This is a genomic window from Mesorhizobium sp. B1-1-8 (assembly GCF_006442795.2).
In the GTDB taxonomy this organism is placed as follows: domain Bacteria; phylum Pseudomonadota; class Alphaproteobacteria; order Rhizobiales; family Rhizobiaceae; genus Mesorhizobium.
The window spans coordinates 2,307,198-2,331,447 of record NZ_CP083956.1 but is presented as its reverse complement, the minus strand read 5'-3'; the positions used below and the strand labels follow the sequence as shown (position 1 = coordinate 2,331,447).

Sequence of the window (24,250 nt, the reverse complement as noted above, 5' to 3'; positions counted from 1 at the left end):
CACCCCATGCGCGCCCGCTGCGAGGCGCGCATCGTGACCCTGTCGACGGACCAATGGTGGCCGCGACCGACAGGAGGAAATCAGATGCTTCTCGCAACGACCAAGGTGGCGGACGTCGACCGCTTCATTCGTATCTTTTCCACCAAGGGCGCCGACAAGCGCCGGCTGCACGGCTCGAACGGTGCGACCGTATTCCGCGACCCCAGCGAGCCCGACCGCGTCTGGGCGATCTTCGACTGGGACGCCGAGGGCTGGAAGAACTTCGTTTCGGATCCGGAGGTACCGGCGATCCTGCAAGAGGCCGGCCATGTCGGCAAGCCGCAGGCGGCACTCCTGCTCGGCCACTACGAGGCTTGACGTCCACACTGCTTGCGCCGCCTGCCGTGTGGCAGCGGCGCGCGCCCGACAAAGACCTCAGAAGACGAACCCGCGAATCGGAGAACCAAAATGAACCCAAAATCCATCAAGATCGGCCTCATCGCCGAACTCACCGGCCCATTGTCCTTCATGGGCATTGCCAACGCCAACCTCACGACCATGCTCGTCGACGATATCAACGCTAGCGGCGGCCTACTCGGCCGGCAGGTGAAACTCGTCATCGAGGACGGCGAGACCACCGAAAACGTCGCCAAGGCAAGGGCCGCGAAACTGATCGATGTCGACAAGGTCGATCTGGTCGTCGGCGGCATCTACAGTTCGACCCGCCTGGCCATCAAGAGCGAGGCGGTCACGCGGGGCAAGACACTCTACATCTACACCGAGCAGTATGAGGGACAGGAAAACGATCCCTTGATCTTCTGCACGGGCCCCGTCCCCGCGCAGCAGGTCGAACCGCTGATCCCGTGGCTGATGAAGAGCACCGGGGCGAAGCGGTTCTATTTGCCGTCGGCCGACTACATCTGGCCGCATTTGTTGAACAAGGCCGCGAGCCGGGTGGTGCGCGCCAATGGCGGCGAGATCGTCGGCGAGGAGTATTTCCCCCTCGATACCATCGATTTCCGGCGGACCGTGCAGCAGATCATGGCGAGTGGCGCCGACGTCGTCTTCAACACCATCGTTCCGCCGGGCCTGACGCCATTCTTCGACGAGCTTCACAAAGCCGGTTTCGGCAAGCGCGGCGGCAAGATCGTCTGCACCTACTTCGACGAGAACTTCTTCAATCTCGTGCCTTCCGAGCAGATCGAGGGCCTCTACAGCTGCCTCGACTACTATCAGGAACTCGACGATCCGTTTGGCCGTGCGCTCTTGCGTCGCTACGAGGACCGGTTCCCGGGCAGCGCGATGTTGACCGCAGGCAGCGGCTGCACCGGCCACTACCGGGCGATCAGGATGTGGGAAGCGGCGGTGAGGGAAGCCGGCACGGTTGAGCGCGACGCGGTCATCCGGGCGCTCGATCATGCCCGCATCAGCGAGGGCCCGGGCGGCCCGGCCGAAATGGTTCCCGGCCAGCACCATGTTCGCATGAACATGTACATCGCGCAGGCGCATGGCGGCCGTTTCCGGGTCGTGAAGAACCTGGGTCCGATCAATCCCAACGAACGCGTGCTTGCAGGCGAATTCCAATCAAGCAATGCCCGGTGACCCGCGGTGCCGATCACTGTTGTTCCAGGTGTCGGGGCGGCTGGATTGCCGCCTTGCCACCAACCTGCCGACAGTTTGCCGTTTCAGTCACCGTGGTGACAAAGCTCACCTCAACGGCTGCTAATAGGCGCAAAGCTGTCGCTCACTCGGGCTCGATTCAGATCTAAGCAATGTCTAGGCGGAATGTCTGGAGCTTCAGCGCTTCCCCGGAAGGCCGACTACCGGCCGGCATGAACTGCGATCGAATTGCGGTCCACAAGATGGGCCGACAGAATACGGTGCTCGAAGGGTGCCGTGGCCTCCGCCAGCCTCTTCAAGAGGAGTTCGGCCGCTGCCGCTCCAATCAAATGCGCCGGCTGCGCTATGGCGGTGATACCTTGGGCCACGAATTGCATCCAGTCGAGATCGTCGAAGCAAAGCAGCGAAACGTCCTCAGGAATTGCGAGCTTCAACGCGGAAGTCGCCTCCAAAACGCCCGTCGACATCACGCCATCGGCAGTAAACAGCGCGGACGGCGGATTGCGCATCGTCAACAGATCGAGCGCTTCCTTCCGGGCTGCCTCGCTGGAGTAGACCGCCACGCGGCGTATCAACCGCATGTCCGGCTCGATGCCTGCGGCACGATGGGCTTCGAGATAACCCAGCAGCCGTTGCCAGCTTGGATGGTGATAGCGAATATCGGAGCTCGTGAGATCAAGGTTCGCCACAAACGAGCCGACCTCATCGCGCTCCCCCGGCCCGAGTTCCGCCAATATGCCAATGCGACTGTGTCCGGCCGCTATCATCGCCGCGATGCTGTCACGCGTTATAGAAACGTTGTCCACGGTCACTGAATCAGTTTCCAACCCCGCCACCATGCGATCAAACTGCACGATCGGGCAGCGCGCCGCGACGGCCTCACGAAGATGCTCTGGCTCATCCACGAAAGTCGATGAGACGATCAGTCCGTCAACCTGCTTTTCCAACAGCAGCTGCACCGCCTCTCGTTCAAGTTCAGCATTTTCGTCGCTGTTGGTAACGATGACCCCGAGTCCTCCCGGGCGCGCAACATCCCCTATTCCGCGTAGCACGCTCGCGTAGAATGGGCTTTCGATGTCGCCGACTACAACTCCGATGGTCTGCGTCTTGCCGGTAATCAAACCTTTGGCCAGGCGATTGGGGCGATAGCCCAACTCTGCCGCGGCGGCGCGCACCTTTTGCTGAACCTCGGGGCTGCTGTAGCCATACTCGCCAAGCACGCGCCCCGCCGTGGCGGAGCTTACAGCGGCGCGGCGAGCGACTTCGATGATGGTTGGGTTCTTCGACGATCGTTCAGTCACTCAGCAATCCTCGCCGCCCATGAGCCCGTCGTGACGCCGAGCTAGCGGCAGTTATCCCTGCCCCGCAAGGCCGAACACGGCGACACCCGCCGTTGCGCACACCATTGCAGTTACAGCACCTCGGACAGAAAGCGCCGAAGGCGTGGGCTTTGCGGATTGTCGAAAAGATCCTGCGGTCGCCCTGCCTCGACGATCCGGCCCTCGTCCATGAACACGACCTGGTTCGCGACCTTGCGCGCGAAATTCATCTCGTGCGTAACGACGACCATGGTCATTCCCCGTTGCCCCAGGTCGGCCATCAAATTCAACACGCCCTTCACAAGTTCCGGATCAAGGGCGCTGGTAACCTCGTCGAAGAGCATGACTTCAGGTTCGAGCGCCAATGCCCTCGCGATTGCCACCCGCTGCTGTTGTCCCCCCGAAAGATTGGCCGGCCGATGGTCCTTGCGCTCCAGCAACCCGACCTCCTGCAGTCTTGCCTTGGCCAGGCTGCCGGCCATTTCGCGCGACATACCTTTGACCTTGCGCAGTGCCAAAGTGATGTTGGCGAGCGCGCTGCGGTCGGGAAACAGGTTGAACTGCTGGAAAACCATGCCAACGCGACGGCGAAGCTGGTCGGGGGTCGATTTGTGAATGCTTTCGCCATCGAGCAAAATATCACCCGCGCGACATTCGACGAGCCGGTTCAGGCATCGCAGCAGTGTCGATTTGCCGGAGCCGGACGGCCCGATGAGGCAGGTGACTGTCCCTGGTTCTACTTTCAGACTGACATCATGCAGGACCTGCAGGTTGCCGTAGGCCATGTCGATGTTCTTGACCTCAATGCTGCCGCCCTTGAAGGGCGTAGACGTCGTGACGGATGCCTTTGCAATGTCCGGCGCGCCCGCTTCGGCAAGCTCGGCGACTTCCTTGAGCCCGCTTTGCACAGCCACGATACGCTTGCCGACGCGCATCCGCGAATCGATGTAGTTGACAAGATGGGTCAAGGGTACGGTGATCACCAGATAGAATATGCCGGCCAGCAAAAGCGGTGAGAGATTGCCGGTCAGAACGGCCTGATCCTGCCCAACCCGGAACAGTTCGCGCTCCGAAGCGAGAAGGCCGAGGAAGTAGACGAGACTGGAATCCTTGACGTTGCCGATGAACTGGTTGACCAGCGCAGGCAGCACACGGCGGATACCTTGCGGAATAATCACCAGCCTCATGCCTTGGCCATAAGTCATGCCGAGAGTGCGCGTAGCGTCGAGTTGCCCGCGCTCGACGCTCTGAATGCCGGCGCGGAAGATTTCTCCGATGTAGGCGCCGGCAATCAGGCTGAGGGCTAGAATTCCCAGTGGATAAGGCGATGGACCGAACAGATCTCGGCCCAGCCGCGCGAAGCCTTGGCCAATGATCAGAATGGTGACTATGGCGGGAAGCCCACGAAAGATATCGGTGTAGACCCGTGCCAGGAGTTTGAGGACGCGGTTCTCCGATATCCCCATGACGGCGAGCACGATACCGATCAGCGTTCCGAAAAACGTCGAGGCAAGGGCCAGGATCAGGGTGTTCTTGAGGCCGACCGTGATCATGTTTGGCAGAACGTCTGCCATCGCCTGGAAATCAAGGAAGCTGCGCGAGAAGGTGTCCAACCAGCTCATATCAAGCCTGTCTATAACTCGACCGGGCTCCGCTGCTCGCGGGACCCGGCCGGAAAATGATAACGAATACGCGCGAATTCACTTCTTGGGCAGATATTGATCCGGCATCGGGGTGCCCGGGAACCATTTCTCGTGCAGCCGTTTCCAGGTGCCATCGTCCATGGCTTCCCGCAGTGCCTTGTTCAGCGCCTCGCGGAAGGCATCATTGCCTTTCTTGACCACGAACCCGGCTGGCGCATCAAAGGAAGGCACATTCATCGTTATCTTCAGGCTCTTATAGCGCTCCACGTACTGCTTGGCGGACTCGTAGTCGGTGAAATGGCCATCGATCGTTCCGTTGTTCAGCGCCGCCACCGCGGTGTTGTTGTCGGGGAATTTGACGATGTCGCCCTTCAGGTTCTTCTCGGCGTAGATTTCCTGCAGTGTTCCCTGGATTACCCCGATGCGCTTTCCGGCGGTGCTCTCGTTGCTGGTCAGGGCCGGATCGGCCGAAATGATCGAAAGGTAGCCAGCGAGATAGCCGTCGCCAAAATCGACGGTCTTTTTGCGCTCCGCAGTCGTGCCAATGGCGGCAACGGCCACGTCGAAGCGGCCGTTCGCAACGGATGGCAGCAGCGCCGAGAATTCCTGGCCGGTGAAAACGACCTGCTCGTCCTTGAATCCGATCCGACGCGCTACGTCACGGAAAAGTTCAGCGTCGAAGCCCGTGAAATTGCCATTGGCGTCGGTGAAGACATAAGGTTTCGCGTCGCCCATCGTTCCGACGCTGATCGTCGAAGGGTCGATGAGGTTGTAGGGATTGTCGGCCGCCTTTGACTGCGTTGACGCGGCCAACGCGCCAAGCCCCGTCACCAGGGCAATAGTTGCTGCCAGACCGCATTTGATCAGTCGGCGCCTGCTTGAATTCGTCTGCATGTCTTCTCCTCTCATTGTTGGCCGACCTCGGCCTGCGATCCCACTCGACGTCCCATCCACCAACCGGCGCTCTCAGGCGACACTTGATCTGATGAATGAGAACGTTCTCACTTAGCATCGCCTGTCTCTTGCGTCAATCGTGCTGAGCATTTTGCAAACTACGTCGTCTTAATCTTGAACGCGCTCCGCTCGGAGCAGGACCTCGGACGTGACCTTCCCTATATCGATCGCTGCCGCATGGCCGATAGCGCCGTAATACTGGCAAGTCGCAGCCGCTGCCTCTGCGGCATGGCCAAGAATCTCCAGAGGCGCCTCTTCTTTCAGCAGGCCGAATAGCGTGCGGGCGATGAAGGTGTCGCCTGCGCCCAGGGTGTCGACGGGTTCGACCAGTCGCGCCGGGGTGCGGTAGGAGGCGGAGCCGCTGTGAAGCGCCGCGCCGGCTCGACCACGAGTTACCAGAACCCATTTGGAACCATACGCCAGCAATTCGGATGCGATCGCGCCCAGTTCCTTGTCGTCGAGACCGTCGCCCGAGACGGAGGCCAGATAGCAATGGCGCCCGATCGCGGCTCGATGTTCCGATTCCCTGCGCGTTGAAAAATCATAAGAAATGAGCGATTTACGAGCGACATCCGGGATCCAGGCATCCAACCCGCTGGACTGACCAATATGGATAGCCTGGCAGTCTGAGAGAAAATCGAGATCTTCTTGTTTCGGCGTGAACATCGAGACGCCGAGATCGAAATCCAGGAAAATCCGGTCGGCGTCGTGGTGGCCTATGAGACAGTAGGCGGTCGGGCCATCGACGCGCCGTAGCCGGCTGACATCCACGTGCTCCGATATCAGTGCGGCGTGGATCAGGTCCCCGGCCCGGTCTTTGCCGATCGCCCCGACATAGGCCGATTGCCCGCCGAAGCGGCTCACATATACCGAGACGTTGAGGCAGTTGCCGCCAGGGTACATCTGGCCGCGAGCAAGATAGCAATCGACTACGTTGTCGCCCATCGCGGCAATCTTGACCATGGCAGAACTTTCAGTTTATAGGTGTGAGAACGTTCACACACAGGCCGATCTTTGTCAATGCGCGCCGGCCTCAAAGCTTTGCCAACGAAAGAGGAAGTCCATGATCGCCGCCCTGCCCGCCGATGTCGAACGTGCCTTGGCCGCCACCGCCGGCAGAGGGTTTTCGCATCTATTTCTCGTGGCGTGCGGCGGCTCGCTCTCCATCATGATGGCTGGAAAATACTTCGCCGATCGCCACAGTGGCACGCTGGCCTGTGACATCTACAATGCGGATGAATTCGTCTGCCGCGATCCGCGACGTTTGGGACCTGACGCGCTCGTTATCCTTTGCTCGCAGACAGGAACCACCAAGGAAACGGTGCGTGCGGCCAAGCATGCACGGGAGCGAGGTGCCACGACGATTGGCATGACACTCGACCAGACGTCGCCGCTCGCGCGCACGGCCGACCGCGCAGTCGCTTACCAGGCCTCCTATACGACCGGCAAAGCAATCGATTCCGCCTGCAGCAACTACGGCGTGCTCTATATGCTGCTCGCTGGCCTGATCGATGCCCGGGAGAACGCCGGGTTGACCGCAGACCTGCTGAGGAGCCTCAGCCATCTTCAGCCGGCGATCGATCGCGCGCACCGGACCTATGAAAGCCGGTTTCAAGCCTTTGTCCCCGGTTTCGCGCGGCGCGATGCAATCTACACACTCGCCAGCGGCGCCAGCTATGGCGCTGCCTATTCGTACGCCATTTGCGTGTTGATGGAGATGCAGCGATACGATTCGCAGCCTATACATGCCAACGAATTCTTCCACGGTCCCTTTGAGGTGGTGGACAAGGATGCCGCCTTCATCGTGATGTTGGGCCTGGACGAGACGCGGCGGCTTGCCGAACGCGCCCGCGACTTCCTTTTCAAATACGGCACTCGTGAGAACATCCTCGTTCTCGACGGAGCGGAACTCGACCTCACCGGCATGGCTGATCGCATCAAGCCCTACCTCGCGCCCTTGGTGTTCTTCGACACTCTATGGCGTTTTGCCTACAGGTTGGCAGATCTACGTGGTCGGCCGATGCTCGATGGGCGGCGTTACATGAAGAAGCTGACGGACTACTAGATCAGCAACATTTTTAACCGCCCTGCCCATCAACTGGTCGAAAGATTTTCCCCATGTCCGTCTCGCAAAAGCCGCGCCATGTCATCGTCGTCGGTGCCGGCATCTTTGGCGTCTCGTCCGCATTGCACCTCGCCCGTCATGGCGTCGATGTCACCATCGTCAACAATGGCGCACCGGCCAATGGCGCGTCCGGCCGTTCGCTTTCCTGGCTGAACTCGGCGCGACGGGCAGACACCGCCTATCACCGCTTGAGGCTGGCCGGTATCGATCGCTATCGCACCTTGGCCGCCACCAAGCCGGAAACGGCATCTTGGCTGCGCTTTGACGGCGGCCTCACCTGGGATGCGGACGAGGACACAAACCAGATCGCCTCGATCTGCCGGTTGGAGCAGGATATCGGCTATGACGCCCTGTTGCTCAGCCCTGCTGAAGTCGGTGCCGCGACGCCGGGCGTCAATGCCGGTGCGATCAGTCCGCAGGGCGCCATCTTCAATCCTGGCGAGGGATGGGTCGACCTGCCGTCCCTGATCGATCTTCTGCTCAACGAATTTCGCGCTCGTGGGGGCAAGCTTGTTCAGGATGCGGGACGTGTGCGGATAGATACTGCAGGCAGCCGCGCACGTGGCGTCGTCATTGCCGGCGATGCGCCGATCGAGGCGGATGCGGTGTTGCTTGCCGTTGGACCGGCCACGCCTGCCATGCTCGCCGAGATCGGCGTTCATGTGCCCGACGCCACGCCGATTTCACTCCTTTTGAAGACCCAATCGATCAAAACCAACCTTCGTGCCGTGCTGAACACGCCGCGCGTGGCGGTGCGTCCGACGCCGGATGGCGCACTTGTCTTGGATTCGGCATGGTCGGAGGAAGAAGTCGTGGCCAACGCGGATGGCAGCTACACTGTGCACGATAAGACCGTCCGGGGACTCCTCGACGAAGCGAGTGCCGTGCTTGATGGCAATCCGCAGCTCCAACTCGCCAGCTATGGCGTTGGCCCGAAGCCGATCCCGGGCGACGGCGAGCCGGTGCTGGGCTTTGTCGAGGCTGTCGGTGGTGTCCACGTTGCCTTCAGCCACAGCGGCGCGACGCTTGGGCTGATCGTCGGTGAGTTGCTTGCCAACGAAATCGTCTCGGGCAAACCGCACCCGATGCTTGCAGCCTTCCGCGCTAGCCGTTTCAGTTGAGAGGCGAGGTCAAATTGTCCGACTAGCCTGCGGGTAGCGAACCGCTATCATGCTGAACCAACGGCTTGATTTGCACTGTCGGTCCATTCTCGAAAAGCTTAATGCCAGTGGCTTATGCAGATGGTTTGGTGGGCCCGGGAGGGTGTCTCAATGTTATTGATTTCATTGTTCTTTTCGTGGGCCAAAACAAGATATCACCCCATGTCGTTCCGTATTGTTCCGGCTACCGCGCGCGTGGGAAATTGACTGTATCAAAGACGCCGTCGCGCCACCGCGCGCACTATCGGGAATAGCAGATCAGGACACCGCGGAATGTGCGCTATTGTTGGATTGCCTTTTCGAGCTCCGGCAGGATGACGAAGAGATCGCCGACAGCGCTCAAATTGAGGACGTGCGCGGAACACGCCTATTGGCATGCGCCTCGAAGGCAGCCGTCGGTTTCCGTGGATTTGCGTTCTTCAAAAATCGACGACAGGCGTGTCCGGCATCTGTTGCTCGAATAGGGTCCAGAACGGTGAGCCCCGGGTTTCGGAATACCAGTGCTCGAAATCCGCAAGGGCGGCATGGGTGTCGGCGGATTGGTCCCCGCTCGAATCCCGGAACATTGCCAGCGCAACCGGGCCAAAATGCGAGATCACTTCCGAGCGCGCCTCGCTGTCTGCATTCCAGCCGAGGCGCGTGCGCAAGGCGGCGAAGGCGCTCGCCACGGCGATATCCTCGCTTTCCGCCGGGGCTATTGCATCGCCGAGTAGCTGCATCAGGTTAAGCCGCCTGAAGGCGAATGCGCGCTCTTGCTCCAGCGCTGCGATCTGCCTTGCGGCCTCGTGTCTGAAACTCGTCTCCGCAGCCTTGGCGGCTTCGGCCGAAGTTCTCAGTTCGAGCAGAAAGGATGCTGGCATCGCTTCATCTCCTCGGAAAGGTCCGATAGATTTTCAGGACGGCGGAAGAGAGTGGGAGTCGAACCCACCAAGGACCGGCTCGCGGCCCTTCCCGGATTTGAAGTCCGGACGCCCCACCGGGGACGATGCTCCTCCAGAATCTTCGGCCTTTGGCGCTTTGTCATCCTGGTGGCGAAACAGGTCCAGCCGCTGCCTGTTGACGCGCCGCCGGTCACCACGCCGCAAGGTGACGCCGTGCCGGTCGAGGAATTCGAGGATGTGGACAGCGACCTTGCGCCCGCTGCCCGCACGATCGCGAAACTGTGCGGCGCTGAACTGCCCGTCATGCTCGGCCGCCAGTTTGCAGACAATCTCGACGATCTCGGCCAGCGCCAAGCGAAGAAAGAAGTGATCATGCGCGACCTCATGCACCGTGCCGATCCGTCCAGTAAGCTTCAGAAGCTTGCGGATTTCGGCTTCCGGCCTGGCAAGCTCCTCTGCGATGTCGCGCACTCTTGGGGGATGGAATCGCTCCGAGCCGGCTATCAACGGCTCGATCTCACGCCAGAGAGCCTCCTCCCTGGGCGCCAGACGGACCTGATGGCCCGGAAGCCGTATCCAGGCGCCGTAAAGTTCAATCTGCCCGGCGCGGACGAGGCTTCGCATTGCAGCAGCGAAGGCCGGCGCAGGAAGGCAGGGATCAAGCTGAAGTCGCAGCTTTTCCATTCCGATGCCCGGCAAATCCGGGCTGTCGGCATGGAAAGTTTCCAGGATTGCGGTCAGGTCGCGCGTGAACCGGGTCCAACGCGTCGACGAGACCACGAACTGCGTCTCCCCGACGGGAATCGTGACAAGGCCAAGGCGGTCGATCAGGCTGGCGATCTCGCCGGCGCCGAGCGCCCGATCGCGTGCGAAGGCTGCGAGGTTCAGATAGCGGGGCGGCGTGTCGAGCAGCGCAGAGACGGCCTTTTCCGGAGCCGGAATGGCGAATGCTTCGAGCATGGTCAGCCGATCCGGTGAGCGGCGTTTCCGGCTCGGGGCCCTGAGGTCGATGAAGCGCCCCCCGCCTATGGTTCGCTGGGCGGAGGTGTCGCGCATCACATAGGCGTCGCCGGCCGCAGCGGCGATCGGGCTCTCCAAAACGATCTGGACCTTGGCCGTGCCGCCCGGCGCTATAGGCTCGTCGCCGAGGAGCACGATCCTCGCCCCGACCTGGGCCGCGGCGTGATGGAGCCGCACCGGGAACCACTGCCCGATCGGCCTTGGCTCGCGGGGCAGCAGGCGCAACTCGGCGTCGATCCTATCCGCCGGCGCGTGAAGCGCGGGATCGAGGATCACGTCTCCGCGTCGGATCGCCTCCTTGCTGACGCCGTCGCCTGTCAGACAGAGCGCGCAGCGGTCTCCGGCTCGGCCGCGCTCCACCGCGCGGTCCTGAGCGTGGATCGAGCGAATGCGCGCGGCAAGCCCTGGCGGGCTTACCACCACGCTGTCGCCGACATCAATGCAACCTGAGAGGACGGTGCCGGTCGCGACAGTACCGATGCCATTGAGGGTGAAGCAGCGGTCGACCGCCAATCGAAAGCGCCCCGCGGCTGAGCGCCTGGCGAAGCGCGATGCCTCTTCGGACAGCAGGCGTCGAAGGTCATCGATGCCTTCCCCGGTAACGGTAGAGGCCGGGATGACCTCAGCCTCTTCCAAGGCGGTGCCGACGAGGGCGGCTCTGACGTCAGCGGCAACGGCTGCGCGTCGCGCCGGGTCGGCAAAATCGCATTTCGAAAGCACGACCAGCCCGCGCCTGACGCCAAGGAGATCGATGATAGCCAGGTGTTCACGCGTCTGCGGCATGACCCCGTCGTCGGCCGCCACGACCAACAGCACGAAATCGATGCCGCTGGCGCCGGCGACCATGGTGTGCACGAAGCGCTCGTGACCCGGAACGTCTATGAACCCGATGATGTCCCCGCCCGGCGTCGGAAGATAGGCGAAGCCGAGATCGATCGTCATGCCGCGCGCCTTCTCTTCCTGGAGCCGGTCCGTGTCGACGCCGGTCAGTGCTTGCACCAGTGCCGTCTTGCCGTGGTCGACATGTCCCGCCGTGCCGACGATCATGGCGCGGGCTCCTCGAGCGGCAGCGCGGCGCGGCGCTCGGCCTCGGCGATATCGTCCGCGGTGAGCGCGGCGCGCGCCGCGTCCATGTATCGGCCTGCGAGAGCACTGCCGCCTTCGCGCGCACGCAGCAGCCAGGCATAGGCTTCGACAGCGTCGGCGGGAACACCGGCCCCGAGATGGCAGGCGGCGCCGAGCATGGCCTGACCGTCCGCGTCGCCGCGCAATGCCGCCTTGCGCCACCAGCGGACCGCTTCCGCAGGATCGCGCGGCACGCCGAGCGCATCGTGATAGAGCATGCCGACACGGGTCATTGCCGATGCGATCCCTCGCCCGGCGTCTGCCAGCGCCCAGCGCCGCGCCTCGGCAATGTCTGGCTCGATCACCTCACCCTCGAGCAGCATCCAACTCAGCATGTCCTGCGCCGGTCCGTCGCCCTGCTCGGCCGCTGCCCGATAGAGCTCGGCCGCGCGGCGGTAGTTCTGTTCGACCCCTTCGCCACGGAAACAGAGCGAGGCGAGGTTCCGCTGCCCGACCGGATCGCCGGCGTCGGCGGCGAGCGCCAGCCAGCGGACGGCAAGACTTCGGTCACGCTCGACGCCGAGTCCCTCGGCGAAGCAGGCGCCGATATTGTTTTGGGGCGCGAGCCGATCCGGACCGCGCCAGCGGCTCCCAAATGCAGAGAGCTGTGGCATAGTCGCCCCGTTTGGCGGCGTCGAGGGCAGCCGCCAACTGGACGGCCACAGGTGTCCGGGCGGGCTTGCGCGCGAGATGATCAAGCCACCGCACCACCATCTCCTCCCGGAGTGAAGTTCGCGAGATTGGCCACAAAGCCGGCTTCGTCTTCAAGGCAACGCAGATCAAGCACGAGCGCCCGCTTTTCGACCCGTCCGATCACCGGAACAGGCAGCGCCCGCAACGCGGCTGCAAGCGCTTCCAGAGCCTGACCGCTTCCCGAATGGGGGCTGAGGGCAAGCCCGGCGCTCGGCAAAGTATCGAGCGGCATTGCGCCCGATCCGACCTGGCTGCGGCACTCCATCACCTGCACTGAAAATTGACCTCCCAACATCTGGGAAAGCAGGGGAGCCAGACGCTGGGCCTGCGCGGCAATATCGACGGCGGGGCGCGCGAGCAGCCTCAGAGTCGGCAAACGCTCGGCCAGGCGATCCGGGTTGCGATAGAGCTTCAGCGTCGCCTCCAGCGCCGCCAGCCGGAGCTTGTCGATGCGAAGCGCCCTCTTCATCGGGTTTCGGTTGACCTTGGCAACAAGATCCTTCCTGCCGACGATGAAACCTGCCTGCGGCCCTCCGAGCAGCTTGTCGCCCGAGAAGGTGACGAGATCGGCGCCGTCCGCGATCGCCTCGCCCACGGTCGGCTCGTGCCTGAGGCCATATTGGGTAAGATCGATGAGCGTGCCCGAGCCGAGATCGTGGACGAGAGGCACGCCGCGCTCCCTGGCGATTGCCGAAAGCTCGCGCGCCGGGACCTCCGCCGTGAACCCCTCGATCCGATAGTTGGACGTATGCACCTTGAACACCAGCCCGGTCGCCGGACCGATGGCCGACAGATAGTCCCGGGGATGCGTCCGGTTGGTGGTCCCGACCTCAACGAGTTTCGCACCCGCGCGGACCATAATGTCCGGCATGCGGAAAGCGCCGCCGATCTCGATCAGCTCGCCACGCGACACGATCGCCTCGCGGCCGAGCGAGAGCGTGTTGAGGACGAGCAGGACCGCAGCCGCGTTGTTGTTGACGATGGTCGCGTCCTCCGCCCCCGTGAGCTCGCATATGAGCGTGCGCAGATGATCGTCACGTTCGCCGCGTCTGCCCGTCCCGATATCGAACTCGAGCGCCACTGCCTCGCGCATGACGGCGCGCATCGCCTCGGCGGCTTCGCCCGCAATCAGCGCGCGGCCGAGATTGGTGTGCAGCACAGTGCCGGTCAGGTTGAAAACCGGGCGCAACGATGGGTGCTCGGCGGCCTTGAGCCGGACAAGCGCGTCGGCGGCTAGATCGCACGGATCAGGCACGGCGGCCCCGTTGCGGCACGCCGCCCGCACTTCTTCGAGCGCATCGCGGATGGCCCGCGTCGTGGACTGCTGCCCGAAGCGCTCGACCGCCGCAGCCGCGAGTGGCGTCTTCAGCACGCGATCGACTGAAGGGAGATCGCGCAGGCGGCTTGCGGGAAGACCGGACATCGCACCCTCAGTAGCCGATCAGGAACGGGTTGAACGATCCGCGGCGATAGCCCGTTTCGCGCACGAGCATGTCGAGGCCAAGCGTCGCCACGTCGTCGGCGATCGGGTCGAGATCGGGATCCTTGTGCTGATGCAGGATCTTCACGTAGCAGCCGCAGGAATCGCAGGTCTCTGCCTTCACCGTTCCCGGCCCGCCCTCGATCTCCTGATAGCCGATGCCCTTGGTGGAGCCGCACAACATGCATTTGATGCGCACATAGTTCCACAATGTGCCGCACAGCGAGCATGCGCAGAAGCGCGACCCATGGGCCCCCTGCCAGCCGACTATGATCGAGGATGCCGGCGGGGATCCGCAGGCGGGGCATGCGCCTTCGCCCACCGGCACCAGCGCATGGGCGTCCAGTCGGGCGGCGAGACGGGCGAAGTGAACCTGCAGCGCGGCCGCGGCATAGACGTGCTCGGCGAGCGCCTCCATCGGGATCGCACCGGCGAGCACATTGCGCATCATGCCGACACGCTTCGCGGGAGTGGCCTGCCTCAAACGGTCCAGCGCATCGGCCGCGGCGCCTGGCTTCTCGATCTCCAATGCCGCGGCGACCAGGCGGTCGAGCGTCTCTGCGGCCATGCCGAGCGCGAGGCTGTTGCGGTCGAGCGGCGGCATTCCAAAACTGCGCGCGCGCTCGCGCGCCGCGCCGTCAGGTATCTCTGGCTCCGCCAGGCCCTCCTGGATGCGGTGCTGCACATCGGCGAGAGCGGCAAGAAAGCCAAGATAGGGACGCAGCTCATGGCCTGCAGCCAGCGCGTTCCACCGCTGCGCACGACGAGAAAACAGACTTGCGGGCTCTGGAAGGCGGGCAAAGGGAGGGGCGGAGACCTCGCCTATGGCGGTGGGGTCGGAACCGGCCGGAATTATCTGTCTTGGCATTCGAGCCTCACGAACCGCACGGGTCACGTGGTTGCCTGACCGGCAAAAATCATGTGCAAACACAAAACTAGGGCGGGAAAGTCATCCGACCAGCACCCGCTCTATTCGGCGGGGTTTGATCCCGATGATCCTGTTTCCTTGCTCGATTTGGTGACGAGCTCCCGCAGCCATTTGCGGTGATGCCGCCAGGCCCAGCCGCCGGTCACCCGCCCACGTGTCATGGCCGGAATGGTACCGCGCACCCAGATGGCCGAGTAGAAATGGACGATCCAGACGCCGATGATCGCCACCGCCGCTATGGAATGGACAAGTATGGCCACACGCTTCTGATCGATTGTCGTATACTGGGAGAAATACTGATCCCATGCCACCAGTCCACTGGAGATGAGGATCACAATCAGCACCGACATTGACCAGAAGACGAGTTTTTGGCCGGCATTGTATTTGCCGACCTCGGGAACATTATCCTCATGGTTGGCCAGCACGTCGCGGAAACGGCCGAGCCACGTCCCGTCCTCGCGTCTCCACAGATTGGCCTTCCAGAATCGAAGGAAAAGTCCAAGGAAGCTGAAGAAGAGCACGACGCCGATCCAGGGATGAATGAAGCGCGTGAACTGGCCCCCGCCGAAGAGGCCGGACAGGAAGAACAGGCTCGGGTGGAACATCGCAAGGCCGGACAGGGCGAGTAGGACCAGGCTCGCCGCCGTGATCCAGTGGTTGATCCGTGCCCCCACCGTGTAGCGGTCCACGATCACCGGCTTGCCGGGATGGACCTGTTCGTTCGGCTTGAGGTCATCCCCGGCCATGGCTGTCGCCTTCCGTCAGCTGTTCGGCGTGCTCCTCATCCGCCTCGGTTACCCTGTTCGGTCCCATGATCAAATGATGGAGCAAGCCGACACCGGCCGCCACACCCATGATCGTGAGGCCTGCATATTTGGTCACACCTTTCCAAGCCTCGACCAATGGACTGATCTTCGGATCCTTGGGCAGGCCGCTATAGATCTCCGGCTTGTCGGCATGATGCAGCACATACATCACATGTGTCCCGCCGACGCCCGGCGGATCATAGAGGCCGGCATTGACGAAGCCGCGCGACTTGAGGTCCTTGATGCGGCCGTCGGCATGCTGTTTCATCTCCTCCTTCGTACCGAACACGATCGCTTGGGTCGGGCAGGCCTTGGCGCAGGCTGGGCCTTGGCCGACCGCGACGCGGTCGGAGCAGAGCGTGCATTTGTAGGCCGTGTGGTCGACCTTGGAGATGCGCGGGATGTTGAACGGGCAGCCTTTGATGCAGTAGCCGCAGCCGATGCAGTTCTCATGGACGAAATCGACGATGCCGTTCGAATATTGCACGATCGCGCCCGGCGCCGGGCAGGCCTTGAGGCAGCCGGGATCGGCGCAGTGCATGCAGCCGTCCTTGCGGATCAGCCATTCGAGCTCACTGGTCTCGGGGTTGTCCCATTCGCTGTAGCGCATCAGCGTGAACATGTCCGGCGTCAGATCGGGCGGATTCTCGAAAGCGCCGGCGAAGACGCCGACCTCCGGATGCGTGTCGTTCCACTCGATGCAGGCCGTCTGGCAGGCCTTGCAGCCGATGCATTTCGAGACATCGATAAGCTTGGCGACTTCCGTCAGCTGCTTTTCCGGGGCAGGCACGGTCGACGCAGAGCGGCGGATGAGGTCCTTCTCGGAGAGACGCGGGGCCGTCTGCGCCGTCGAAGGGTTGGGAATGGGAGGAAACATCGCTTGCCCCTCCTATGCCACCGGGCCCGGCGCGGGCTCGATATTGACCAGGAACGCCTTGTACTCGGGCGTCTCGATATTGGCGTCGCCGACAAAGGGCGTGAGCATGTTCGGGCCGAAGCCTTTCTTCGCCGCTCCCGTGAAGCCCCAGTGCAGGGGTATGCCGACGATGTGAATGGTCTTGCCGTCGCAGGTAAGCGGCCTGATCCGCTTGGTGACCATGGCCTTCGCCACAACCGAACCGCGCTTCGACCAGACGCGGACCCAGCCGCCCTTGGTGATGCCCTTCTCGGCCGCCAGCTGTTCCGAAATCTCCACGAAGAATTCCGGCTGGATCACCGCATTGACGATGACGTGCTTGGTCCAGAAGTGGAAATGCTCGGTCAGCCGGTAGGAGGTCGCCGCATAGGGGAACTCCGGCGAGGCCGCTTCGGCGAACTGGGCCATATCGCCCTGGAACACCCGCGCCGCGGGATTGCCGCGGACCTTGGGTGCCACCGGATTGACGATCGGCGACTCGAACGGCTCGTAATGCGCAGGGAACGGTCCGTCGCGCATCATGGTTCGGGTAAAGAAGCGCGAGACGCCTTCCGGGTTCATGATGAACGGGCCGACCTGATCGGGTTTGGCAGTGGGCAGAATGTCGGGCACGTCGTAGCCCGACCACTTCGTGCCATCCCATTCGATGACTTTGCGGCTCGGATCCCAGGGTTTTCCGGTGAGATCAGCCGACGCCCTGTTGTAGAGTATGCGGCGGTTAGCGGGCCATGAGAACGCCCATTTCGAATAGAAGCCGGCGTCGTCCGGATCACTCGTATCCCGCCTTGCCATGTTGTTGCCGTTCTCGTTGAAGCAGCCGGAATAGATCCAGCAGCCGCAGGCGGTCGAGCCATCGTCGCGCAGCGCGGCAAAGGCCGGCAGCAGCTTGCCGGCCTCGGCCAGCACCTTCGTCGGGTCGGCCGTGTCGGTCACCCTGGCGAGCGCCCTGCCGTTGATCTCCTGGGCAAGCTCTTCGGCTTTCGGATCGCCGGGATCGGCGTAAGGCCAGGTGAGCTTGACGATCGGATCGGGGAAGGCGCCGCCTTCCTTGGTGTAGAGCTCCTTCAGGCGCAGGTAGAGCTGCGCCATGATCCACGTGTCGCGCTTGGCCTCCCCGGGGGGCGTGCCGCCGGCCCAATGCCATTGCAGCCAGCGCCCTGAATTGACCAGCGAGCCGTCGTCCTCCGCAAAGCAGGTCGAGGGCAGCTGGTAGACCTCGGTCTGAATCTTCGTCGGATCGACATCGTTGTATGCCCCATGGTTCTCCCAGAACCGCCCCGTCTCCGTGTCCAGCGGATCCATGATGACGAGGAATTTGAGCTTCGAGAGCGACTCGATCACCTTCTTCTTGTTTGGTGCCGCCTGCAGCGGGTTGAAGCCCTGGCAGAAATAGCCGTTCATCTTGCCCTGGTGCATCAGCTCGAAAGTACGCAGCAGGTCGTAGCCCGGCACGTCGAGCTTCGGCAGATAGTCATAGGCGAAGTCGTTCTGCGGCGTTGCCGCATCGCCCCACATCGACTTCTGGAAGCTGACGAAGAACTTCTTGTAGTTCTGCCAGTAGCTCATCTGGTTCGGCCGCAGCGGCTTGAAGCCGCGCGTCGACATGTAGGTCGCGAGGTCCGGCTCCTTCTGCGTCGGCACCGTGAGATAACCCGGCAGCAGGTTCGACATCAGTCCGAGGTCGGTCAGCCCCTGGATGTTGGAATGGCCGCGGAGCGCGTTCATGCCGCCGCCGCGAATGCCGATATTGCCGAGCACAAGCTGCAGCATCGCCATGGCGCGGATGTTTTGCGAGCCCTTCGAGTGCTGCGTCCAGCCGAGCGCATACATCGACGTCATCGCCTTGTTCGGCGCGGACGTTTCCGCAATCATCTTGGCGACCTGCAGGAACTTCTGCTTCGGCGTGCCGCAGATGCGTTCGACCATCTCGGGCGTATAGACCGCGACGTGGTTCTTGAGCAGGTTCCAGACGCAACGTGGATTGGCCAGGGTTTCGTCGACAACGGCGAAGCCGTCGGGGCCGATGTCGTAATCCCAGGTCGACTTGTCGTAGTCGCGCTTCGCCTCGTCATAGCCGGAGAACAGGCCGTCCTTGTAAGTGAAGCCCTGCTTGACGACATAGGACGCGTTGGTGAAGGCCTTCACATAATCCCACTGCACCTTGTTGTTTTGGATACAGTAGTTGATGAGCCCGAGCAGGAAGGCGATGTCCGTCCCCTGGCGGATCGGCGCATAGACGTCTGACACCGAGGCTGAGCGCGTGAAGCGCGGATCGATGACGATGAGCTTGGCGCCGCGGTTGGCCTTGGCTTCCGTAACCCATTTGAAGCCACACGGATGGGCTTCGGCGGCATTGCCGCCCATGATCACAACAAGATCCGTGTTCCTGATGTCGGTCCAGGAATTGGTCATTGCGCCACGGCCGAATGTTGGGGCGAGACTCGCCACCGTCGGGCCGTGTCAGACACGTGCCTGGTTGTCGAACGCCAGTATGCCCGTGCTGCGGACTACCTTGTAGGTCGCGAACGCGGTTTCATTGGTCGAAGCCGAGGCGGCGAGGAAGCCTGTGGTGAGCCACCGGTTGACCGTCACGCCGTCATTGTTCCTGGCGACGAAGTTCTTGTCGCGATCGTCCTTCATCAGGCGGGCGATGCGGTCCAGCGCTTCCTCCCAACCTATCGGCTCGAACTTGTCGGACCCGGGCTTGCGGATCATTGGATGCTGCAGCCGGGTCGGAGATTTCACGAAGCCGAGCAGAGCCGATCCCTTGGGGCACAAGGTGCCGCGATTGGTCGGATGGTCGGTATCGCCCTCGATATGGGTGATCTCGGCCTTTTCGCCCTTCCTGAGGTCGCCTTTCGAATACATGATGATGCCGCAGGCCACCGAGCAGTAGGGGCAGGTGTTGCGCGTCTCGACCATGGTCGCGAGCTTGAAGGGCCGTATCGCCGCCGCATGCGTGGCCTCGACGTCGGCGAAACCAAGAGCCCCTAAGGTCGTGCCGGCGAGACCCGCGCCTGCCGACTGCAGGAACGCGCGCCGTGAGAGTTCAACGTCCATCTGGATTCCTCCCGAATTCCACGCCCATGGGCATCCAGAACCAAGGAATAAGGACGCCGCTTTGAGCCGAATTGGCGCAATGTCAAACTAACGAAGACCTAGGGCGCGGATCGGAGCTGGCAAATGTTCTGCGCAAGAAAATGTGATTGACGCTTTTCGGAATGTGACCCTACTGTATGGCGTGGTGTTGGAACCGGCTTCCGCGTTGCGGGGCGATATCACCGAAGCGCCTTTGCGCCTTACCAGCCTTGCTCATGGCGGCGGTTGCGGTTGTAAGCTGGCGCCCTCGGTCCTGCAGCAACTACTTGCCAAGCAGACGGAACCCAATCCCTTTCGGCAACTCCTTGTCGGCACCGAAACCGGAGATGATGCCGCGGTCTGGCAGATCGACGACACGACCTGCGTGATTGCGACCACCGATTTTTTCATGCCGATGGTGGATGATCCGTACGACTTCGGCCGGATTGCGGCGACCAATGCACTTTCTGACGTCTATGCAATGGGCGGGCGGCCAATCATGGCCCTGGTCATCCTTGGAATGCCGATCGAGAAACTGCCGACGGACATCATCCAGGAAATCTTGAAGGGCGGCCACGACATTTGCGCCACAGCCGGGATACCCATCGCCGGCGGCCATTCGATTGACTCGCCGGAACCGATCTACGGGCTTGCCGTAATCGGCACCTGCCGGCCAGCGGACGTCCGGCGCAATTCAGGAGCCAGGCCCGGCGATGCATTGATCCTGACGAAAGGTCTCGGTGTTGGAATCTATTCCGCGGCCATTAAAAAGCAGGCGTTGCCGCCCGGCTGCTACGAAGAGATGATCGCCTCGACGACCCTTCTCAACCGGATTGGAGCGGAGCTCGCCGAGGACGCAAGCGTGCATGCGATCACCGATGTGACCGGGTTCGGCTTGATCGGACATGCTCTTGAGATGGCGCGCGGCTCCGACTGCGCGCTCGTCATTTGCGACCACGACGTTCCCGTCTTTGAACAAGCGGCAGCGCTCGCGGAGCGAGGTTTCGTCACCGGCGCATCGCGGCGCAACTGGTCGAGCTATGGCGATGCGGTGCTCCTGCCGTCGGATATGCCGGAGTGGCGGCGCCATCTTCTTGCCGATCCACAGACTTCAGGTGGGCTGCTGATAGCCTGCGATCCTGACCGTGCCGGTGCATTGGTCGGGAGAATTGTCGCAAGCGGCTATCCGTCGGCAGCGATGATCGGATATGTCAAGCGCGGCCAACCTGCCATCGTGGTCGAGGACTGAGCGACCCGGCATCTCCTGCTGTCGCCGGTGTCGAACATCGGGGGAAACCAGCAGGGAACTGAGGCGTGGTAGGCGATACTGGGTCAAGCCGGCCGGCGACCGTGCCGTTCACCACTCGGCAAAGGAGCCGTCTTTGTGGCGCCAGATCGGGTTGCGCCAGTTGTGGCCTTCCCTGGCGCGCTCCTTGACATAGTCCTCGTCGATCACGACACCCAGGCCCGGGCCGTCGGGAATGGCGACGTAGCCATCCTCATAGCGAAAGACGTCCTTGTTGGCGGCATAGTCGAGCAGGTCGTTGCCGGCGTTGTAGTGGATGCCCAGGCTCTGCTCCTGGATGAAGCAATTGTAGCTGACTGCGTCGAGCTGCAGGCAGGCGGCGAGCGCGATCGGTCCCAACGGGCAGTGCGGCGCCACCGCCACGTCATAGGCTTCCGCCATCGCCGCGATCTTGCGGCATTCGGTGATGCCACCGGCATGCGACAGGTCGGGCTGGATGATGTCGACGACGCCTTCCTCGAATACGGATTTGAAGTCCCAGCGGCTGTAGAGCCGTTCGCCGAGCGCGATCGGTGTCGAGCCGAGCGCGGCGATCTCCTTCAGCGCCTCGCGGTTTTCGCTCAGTACCGGTTCCTCGATGAACATCAGCCTGTAGAGTTCAAGCTCCTTGACCAGGATGCGCGCCATCGGCCGGTGCACGCGGCCATGGAAATCGACGGCAATGCCGATATTCGGGCCGACGGCCTCGCGCACCATGGCGACGCGCTCGACCACGGCGTCGATCTTATCGTGGCTGTCGACGATCTGCAGTTCCTCGGTGCCGTTCATCTTGAGCGCATGGAAGCCGCGTGCCACCACTTCCCTGGCGCCCGCCGCGACCTCCGCCGGCCGGTCGCCGCCGATCCAGGAATAGACCTTGATGGTGTCGCGCAGTCTGCCGCCGAGCAGTTCGTGCACGGGTACCCCGAGCGCCTTGCCCTTGATGTCCCACAGCGCCTGGTCGATGCCGGCGATGGCGCTCATCAGGATCGGCCCGCCGCGGTAGAAGCCGCCGCGATGCATCACCGTCCAGTGATCCTCAATCAGGCGAGGATCCTTGCCGATGAGGTAGTCGGCGAATTCCTTGACCGCCGCCTCGACGGTCAGCGCCCGGCCTTCGATGACGGGCTCGCCCCAGCCGGTGACGCCGGCATCGGTCTCGATCTTCAGGAACAGCCAGCGCGGCGGCACGATGTAGGTGGTGAGCGAGGTGATTTTCATGCGATCCGTCTCAGTTGTTCTTGAGTTTTTTGGCGCTGAGCAGATCGCGCGCCGCAAGGTCGAGGATATTGCTCGCCGCGCACCGCGCCGCGGTCGCATCGCGCATGCGCAGCGCCTCCACCACCTCGCGGTGCGCCGCCACCGCTTCCATGCGCCTTTCCAGCGAGATCGTCGCTGAGGCTTCCAGCGAGAACTTCAGCCCGGTGTCGATCAGATTGCCGATCTGCCGGAAGATCGGGTTGTGGCTTGCGGCATAGACGATCTGGTGGAAGGCAATGTCGCTGCGCGAGAAGGCGGCGAGGTCCTCGCCTGCGCCGGCCATGCCGCGCCACGCCGCCTCGAGGTCGGCAACTTCCTGCAGCGTCGCACGCGTGGCGGCGAGTTCGGCAACCAGTGGTTCGATGGCGCGGCGCGTTTCAAGGATGGCGTCGAATAGCTTGTCGTCGAGCGCATGCGGCGCGTGCCAGGCCAGCACCTGCGGATCGATAATGTTCCAGTTGTCCTGTTCACATACGACCGTGCCGATGCGTGGCCGCGACAGCACCAGTCCCTTGGCGGCCAGCACTTTGAGAGCCTCGCGGATGACGGTGCGGCTGACGCCGTATTCGACGCCGAGATCATTTTCGGTCGGCAGGGAGGAGCCTGCCGGATAGCGCCCGGAAAAAATGTCCGAGGCAAGCGCCTTCGTTACATCGGGCATCACGCGCGGCCGGCGGGTAGCGGTGTCGCCTTGTGCCTTCTTCGAAGTTTCGGTCACCTCAGCCCTCCTCCAAGGCGGCGAACCTGTCGGTTTCGCACAACCGGCCTTACCGGATGCGGGTCAATTGCGCCAGCGATCCCTGGTCAGAGCATGTATCTTAATTATCATACCAGATCAATTGACGAGTATGATAAAAACAACTAGAAACTCCGGCACCCGGGCTCAAGCGCCCGGCCATCGCTGGGAGGTAATCATGCGACTTTTGAAGACCGCGCTCGTCGCGGGCGCGCTTGCCGTGCTGTCCGTCACGACCATCGCTGCCTATGCTCAGGACACCAAGATCGGCTTCATCGTCAAACAGCCGGAGGAGCCGTGGTTCCAGGACGAATGGAAATTCGCCGACCAGGCCGCCAAGGAAAAGGGTTTCACCCTCGTCAAGATCGGCGCCGAAGACGGCGAGAAGCTGATGTCGGCGATCGACAATCTCGGTGCACAGGGCGCTCAGGGCTTCGTCGTCTGCACGCCGGACGTGAAACTCGGCCCAGGCATCGTCGCCAAGGCCGCCGCCAACAATCTCAAGCTGATGACGGTGGACGACCGCCTCGTCGGCGCCGACGGCAAGCCGCTGGAAGACGTGCCGCATATGGGCATCTCGGCCACCAAGATCGGCGAGGCGGTTGGTCAGGCCATCGTCGACGAGATGAAGGCGCGCGGCTGGAAGATGGACGAGGTCGGCGCGATCCGCGTTTCATACGATCAGCTGCCGACAGCCGTCGACCGTGTTGAAGGCGCGATTTCGGTGCTGAAAGCCGCCGGCTTCAAGACCCAGAACATCTTCGACGCCCCGCAAGCCAAGACCGACACGGAAGCGGCCCTCAACGCCGCGACTGTGGTGCTCAATGCCCATGCCGACATCAAGAAGTGGATTGCCTTCGGCCTCAACGACGAGGCCGTGCTGGGCGCCGTTCGCGCATCCGAAAGTGTCGGCATTCCCGCCGACGGCATGATCGGCGTCGGCATCGGCGGCGCGGAATCGGCGATCAACGAGTTCAAGAAGCCCGCCGCGACCGGCTTCGTCGGCACCGTGATCATCTCGCCGAAGCGGCATGGCTATGAGACCGCGCTCAACATGTATAACTGGATCGCCAACAACAAGGAGCCGGCGAAGCTTACGTTGACCTCCGGCGCGCTGGCAAAGCGCGACGATTACCAGAAGGTGCGCAAGGACCTCGGCATCGAATAATCCTTCCTGTACAAACAGGCGGCGGCTTGATGCCGCCGCCAGTTTGACATGACTCGGCAAGGATGCGCAGAAGG

The 24,250-nt window shown here is 62.6% G+C and carries 18 protein-coding genes, 1 tRNA gene and 2 pseudogenes; 6 read left to right on the top strand and 15 right to left on the bottom strand.

The genetic code is table 11. The features are described 5' to 3' along the window. Window positions 1–84 precede the first annotated feature (84 nt). On the top strand, window positions 85–357 hold the full coding sequence (locus tag FJ974_RS11400) for a hypothetical protein (protein WP_091581466.1): 273 nt from the start codon (window positions 85–87) through the stop codon (window positions 355–357). A 90-nt stretch (window positions 358–447) separates the two neighbouring features. Further along, window positions 448–1,581, top strand: coding sequence for a substrate-binding protein (locus FJ974_RS11395; protein WP_140535755.1), 1,134 nt, complete (start codon window positions 448–450; stop codon window positions 1,579–1,581). A 218-nt stretch (window positions 1,582–1,799) separates the two neighbouring features. On the opposite strand, the gene FJ974_RS11390 is transcribed toward FJ974_RS11395, so the two are convergent. The 4 genes from FJ974_RS11390 to FJ974_RS11370 all read right to left on the bottom strand — a co-directional run bounded on the left by FJ974_RS11390 (window position 1,800) and on the right by FJ974_RS11370 (window position 6,478). Beyond that, a complete protein-coding gene (locus FJ974_RS11390; RefSeq protein WP_140535752.1) occupies window positions 1,800–2,900 on the bottom strand; it encodes a LacI family DNA-binding transcriptional regulator in 1,101 nt (366 codons plus the stop codon). Between the two features lie 110 nt (window positions 2,901–3,010). Then, a complete protein-coding gene (locus FJ974_RS30295; protein WP_140535749.1) occupies window positions 3,011–4,540 on the bottom strand; it encodes an amino acid ABC transporter permease/ATP-binding protein in 1,530 nt (509 codons plus the stop codon). Between the two features lie 78 nt (window positions 4,541–4,618). Next, window positions 4,619–5,455: an ABC transporter substrate-binding protein gene (locus FJ974_RS11375; RefSeq protein WP_140535889.1), complete on the bottom strand. Its 837-nt coding sequence runs from the start codon at window positions 5,453–5,455 to the stop codon at window positions 4,619–4,621. 168 nt (window positions 5,456–5,623) lie between these two features. Further along, the gene (locus tag FJ974_RS11370; RefSeq protein ID WP_140535746.1) at window positions 5,624–6,478 is read right to left on the bottom strand and encodes a PfkB family carbohydrate kinase; all 855 of its coding nucleotides are present in this window, start codon (window positions 6,476–6,478) and stop codon (window positions 5,624–5,626) included. A gap of 100 nt (window positions 6,479–6,578) precedes the next feature. On the opposite strand from FJ974_RS11370, the gene FJ974_RS11365 reads away from it, so the two are divergent. Next, window positions 6,579–7,580 (top strand): SIS domain-containing protein, encoded by a 1,002-nt coding sequence (locus FJ974_RS11365; RefSeq protein ID WP_140535743.1) that lies wholly within the window; start codon window positions 6,579–6,581, stop codon window positions 7,578–7,580. Window positions 7,581–7,633: 53 nt separating this feature from the next. Further along, the gene (locus FJ974_RS11360) at window positions 7,634–8,761 is read left to right on the top strand and encodes an NAD(P)/FAD-dependent oxidoreductase (protein ID WP_140535740.1); all 1,128 of its coding nucleotides are present in this window, start codon (window positions 7,634–7,636) and stop codon (window positions 8,759–8,761) included. A gap of 458 nt (window positions 8,762–9,219) precedes the next feature. Here FJ974_RS11360 and FJ974_RS11355 read toward each other — a convergent pair whose 3' ends face one another. The 9 genes and pseudogenes from FJ974_RS11355 to fdnG form a co-directional block, all read right to left on the bottom strand. After that, window positions 9,220–9,660 carry a hypothetical protein gene (locus FJ974_RS11355; RefSeq protein ID WP_140535737.1) on the bottom strand — a complete coding sequence of 147 codons (441 nt, stop codon included), beginning with the start codon at window positions 9,658–9,660 and terminating at the stop codon, window positions 9,220–9,222. Between the two features lie 42 nt (window positions 9,661–9,702). Continuing rightward, window positions 9,703–9,795, bottom strand: a tRNA-Sec gene (locus FJ974_RS11350). 123 nt (window positions 9,796–9,918) lie between these two features. Beyond that, a pseudogene (gene selB / locus FJ974_RS11345) lies at window positions 9,919–11,748 on the bottom strand (selenocysteine-specific translation elongation factor); the annotation flags it as partial. After that, window positions 11,745–12,534, bottom strand: a pseudogene (locus FJ974_RS11340) (tetratricopeptide repeat protein). The pseudogenes FJ974_RS11340 and selB, both read right to left, overlap by 4 nt. Further along, window positions 12,521–13,942 carry an L-seryl-tRNA(Sec) selenium transferase gene (gene selA, locus FJ974_RS11335; protein ID WP_140535702.1) on the bottom strand — a complete coding sequence of 474 codons (1,422 nt, stop codon included), beginning with the start codon at window positions 13,940–13,942 and terminating at the stop codon, window positions 12,521–12,523. The pseudogene FJ974_RS11340 and the gene selA overlap by 14 nt, the downstream one beginning before the upstream one ends. 7 nt (window positions 13,943–13,949) lie before the next feature. Continuing rightward, window positions 13,950–14,867 (bottom strand): formate dehydrogenase accessory protein FdhE, encoded by a 918-nt coding sequence (gene fdhE, locus FJ974_RS11330; protein WP_140535700.1) that lies wholly within the window; start codon window positions 14,865–14,867, stop codon window positions 13,950–13,952. 101 nt (window positions 14,868–14,968) lie between these two features. Next, entirely contained in the window at window positions 14,969–15,673 is a 705-nt protein-coding gene (locus tag FJ974_RS11325; RefSeq protein ID WP_140535697.1) for a formate dehydrogenase subunit gamma, read from the bottom strand. Beyond that, a complete protein-coding gene (fdxH, locus tag FJ974_RS11320; RefSeq protein ID WP_140535695.1) occupies window positions 15,660–16,610 on the bottom strand; it encodes a formate dehydrogenase subunit beta in 951 nt (316 codons plus the stop codon). Before fdxH ends, FJ974_RS11325 begins: the two co-directional genes overlap by 14 nt. 12 nt (window positions 16,611–16,622) lie before the next feature. Then, window positions 16,623–19,709 carry a formate dehydrogenase-N subunit alpha gene (fdnG, locus tag FJ974_RS11315; RefSeq protein ID WP_140535692.1) on the bottom strand — a complete coding sequence of 1,029 codons (3,087 nt, stop codon included), beginning with the start codon at window positions 19,707–19,709 and terminating at the stop codon, window positions 16,623–16,625. A 217-nt stretch (window positions 19,710–19,926) separates the two neighbouring features. On the opposite strand from fdnG, the gene selD reads away from it, so the two are divergent. Next, a complete protein-coding gene (selD, locus tag FJ974_RS11310) occupies window positions 19,927–20,976 on the top strand; it encodes a selenide, water dikinase SelD (RefSeq protein ID WP_140535887.1) in 1,050 nt (349 codons plus the stop codon). A gap of 108 nt (window positions 20,977–21,084) precedes the next feature. On the opposite strand, the gene dgoD is transcribed toward selD, so the two are convergent. Both dgoD and FJ974_RS11300 read right to left on the bottom strand, forming a co-directional pair. After that, a complete protein-coding gene (gene dgoD / locus FJ974_RS11305) occupies window positions 21,085–22,233 on the bottom strand; it encodes a galactonate dehydratase (protein WP_140535690.1) in 1,149 nt (382 codons plus the stop codon). Window positions 22,234–22,243: 10 nt separating this feature from the next. Beyond that, window positions 22,244–22,933 carry a FadR/GntR family transcriptional regulator gene (locus tag FJ974_RS11300; protein ID WP_226891615.1) on the bottom strand — a complete coding sequence of 230 codons (690 nt, stop codon included), beginning with the start codon at window positions 22,931–22,933 and terminating at the stop codon, window positions 22,244–22,246. A 253-nt stretch (window positions 22,934–23,186) separates the two neighbouring features. Between FJ974_RS11300 and FJ974_RS11295 the strand changes: the two genes are divergently transcribed. Next, complete coding sequence (locus tag FJ974_RS11295) at window positions 23,187–24,176, top strand: arabinose ABC transporter substrate-binding protein (protein ID WP_140535686.1); 990 nt, start codon at window positions 23,187–23,189, stop codon at window positions 24,174–24,176. Window positions 24,177–24,250: the final 74 nt, after the last annotated feature.

What these genes read in the sequence shown, in the direction of transcription:
- FJ974_RS11355 (WP_140535737.1), bottom strand. Translation starts at nt 9,660, where the DNA reads ATGCCAGCATCCTTTCTGCTCGAACTGAGAACTTCGGCCGAAGCCGCC.
- selA (WP_140535702.1), bottom strand. Translation starts at nt 13,942, where the DNA reads ATGTCCGGTCTTCCCGCAAGCCGCCTGCGCGATCTCCCTTCAGTCGAT.
- FJ974_RS11360 (WP_140535740.1), top strand. Translation starts at nt 7,634, where the DNA reads ATGTCCGTCTCGCAAAAGCCGCGCCATGTCATCGTCGTCGGTGCCGGC.
- FJ974_RS11395 (WP_140535755.1), top strand. Translation starts at nt 448, where the DNA reads ATGAACCCAAAATCCATCAAGATCGGCCTCATCGCCGAACTCACCGGC.
- FJ974_RS11370 (WP_140535746.1), bottom strand. Translation starts at nt 6,478, where the DNA reads ATGGTCAAGATTGCCGCGATGGGCGACAACGTAGTCGATTGCTATCTT.
- FJ974_RS11365 (WP_140535743.1), top strand. Translation starts at nt 6,579, where the DNA reads ATGATCGCCGCCCTGCCCGCCGATGTCGAACGTGCCTTGGCCGCCACC.
- FJ974_RS11375 (WP_140535889.1), bottom strand. Translation starts at nt 5,455, where the DNA reads ATGCAGACGAATTCAAGCAGGCGCCGACTGATCAAATGCGGTCTGGCA.
- fdhE (WP_140535700.1), bottom strand. Translation starts at nt 14,867, where the DNA reads ATGCCAAGACAGATAATTCCGGCCGGTTCCGACCCCACCGCCATAGGC.
- fdxH (WP_140535695.1), bottom strand. Translation starts at nt 16,610, where the DNA reads ATGTTTCCTCCCATTCCCAACCCTTCGACGGCGCAGACGGCCCCGCGT.
- dgoD (WP_140535690.1), bottom strand. Translation starts at nt 22,233, where the DNA reads ATGAAAATCACCTCGCTCACCACCTACATCGTGCCGCCGCGCTGGCTG.
- FJ974_RS11400 (WP_091581466.1), top strand. Translation starts at nt 85, where the DNA reads ATGCTTCTCGCAACGACCAAGGTGGCGGACGTCGACCGCTTCATTCGT.
- FJ974_RS11295 (WP_140535686.1), top strand. Translation starts at nt 23,187, where the DNA reads ATGCGACTTTTGAAGACCGCGCTCGTCGCGGGCGCGCTTGCCGTGCTG.
- FJ974_RS11325 (WP_140535697.1), bottom strand. Translation starts at nt 15,673, where the DNA reads ATGGCCGGGGATGACCTCAAGCCGAACGAACAGGTCCATCCCGGCAAG.
- FJ974_RS11300 (WP_226891615.1), bottom strand. Translation starts at nt 22,933, where the DNA reads ATGCCCGATGTAACGAAGGCGCTTGCCTCGGACATTTTTTCCGGGCGC.
- FJ974_RS30295 (WP_140535749.1), bottom strand. Translation starts at nt 4,540, where the DNA reads ATGAGCTGGTTGGACACCTTCTCGCGCAGCTTCCTTGATTTCCAGGCG.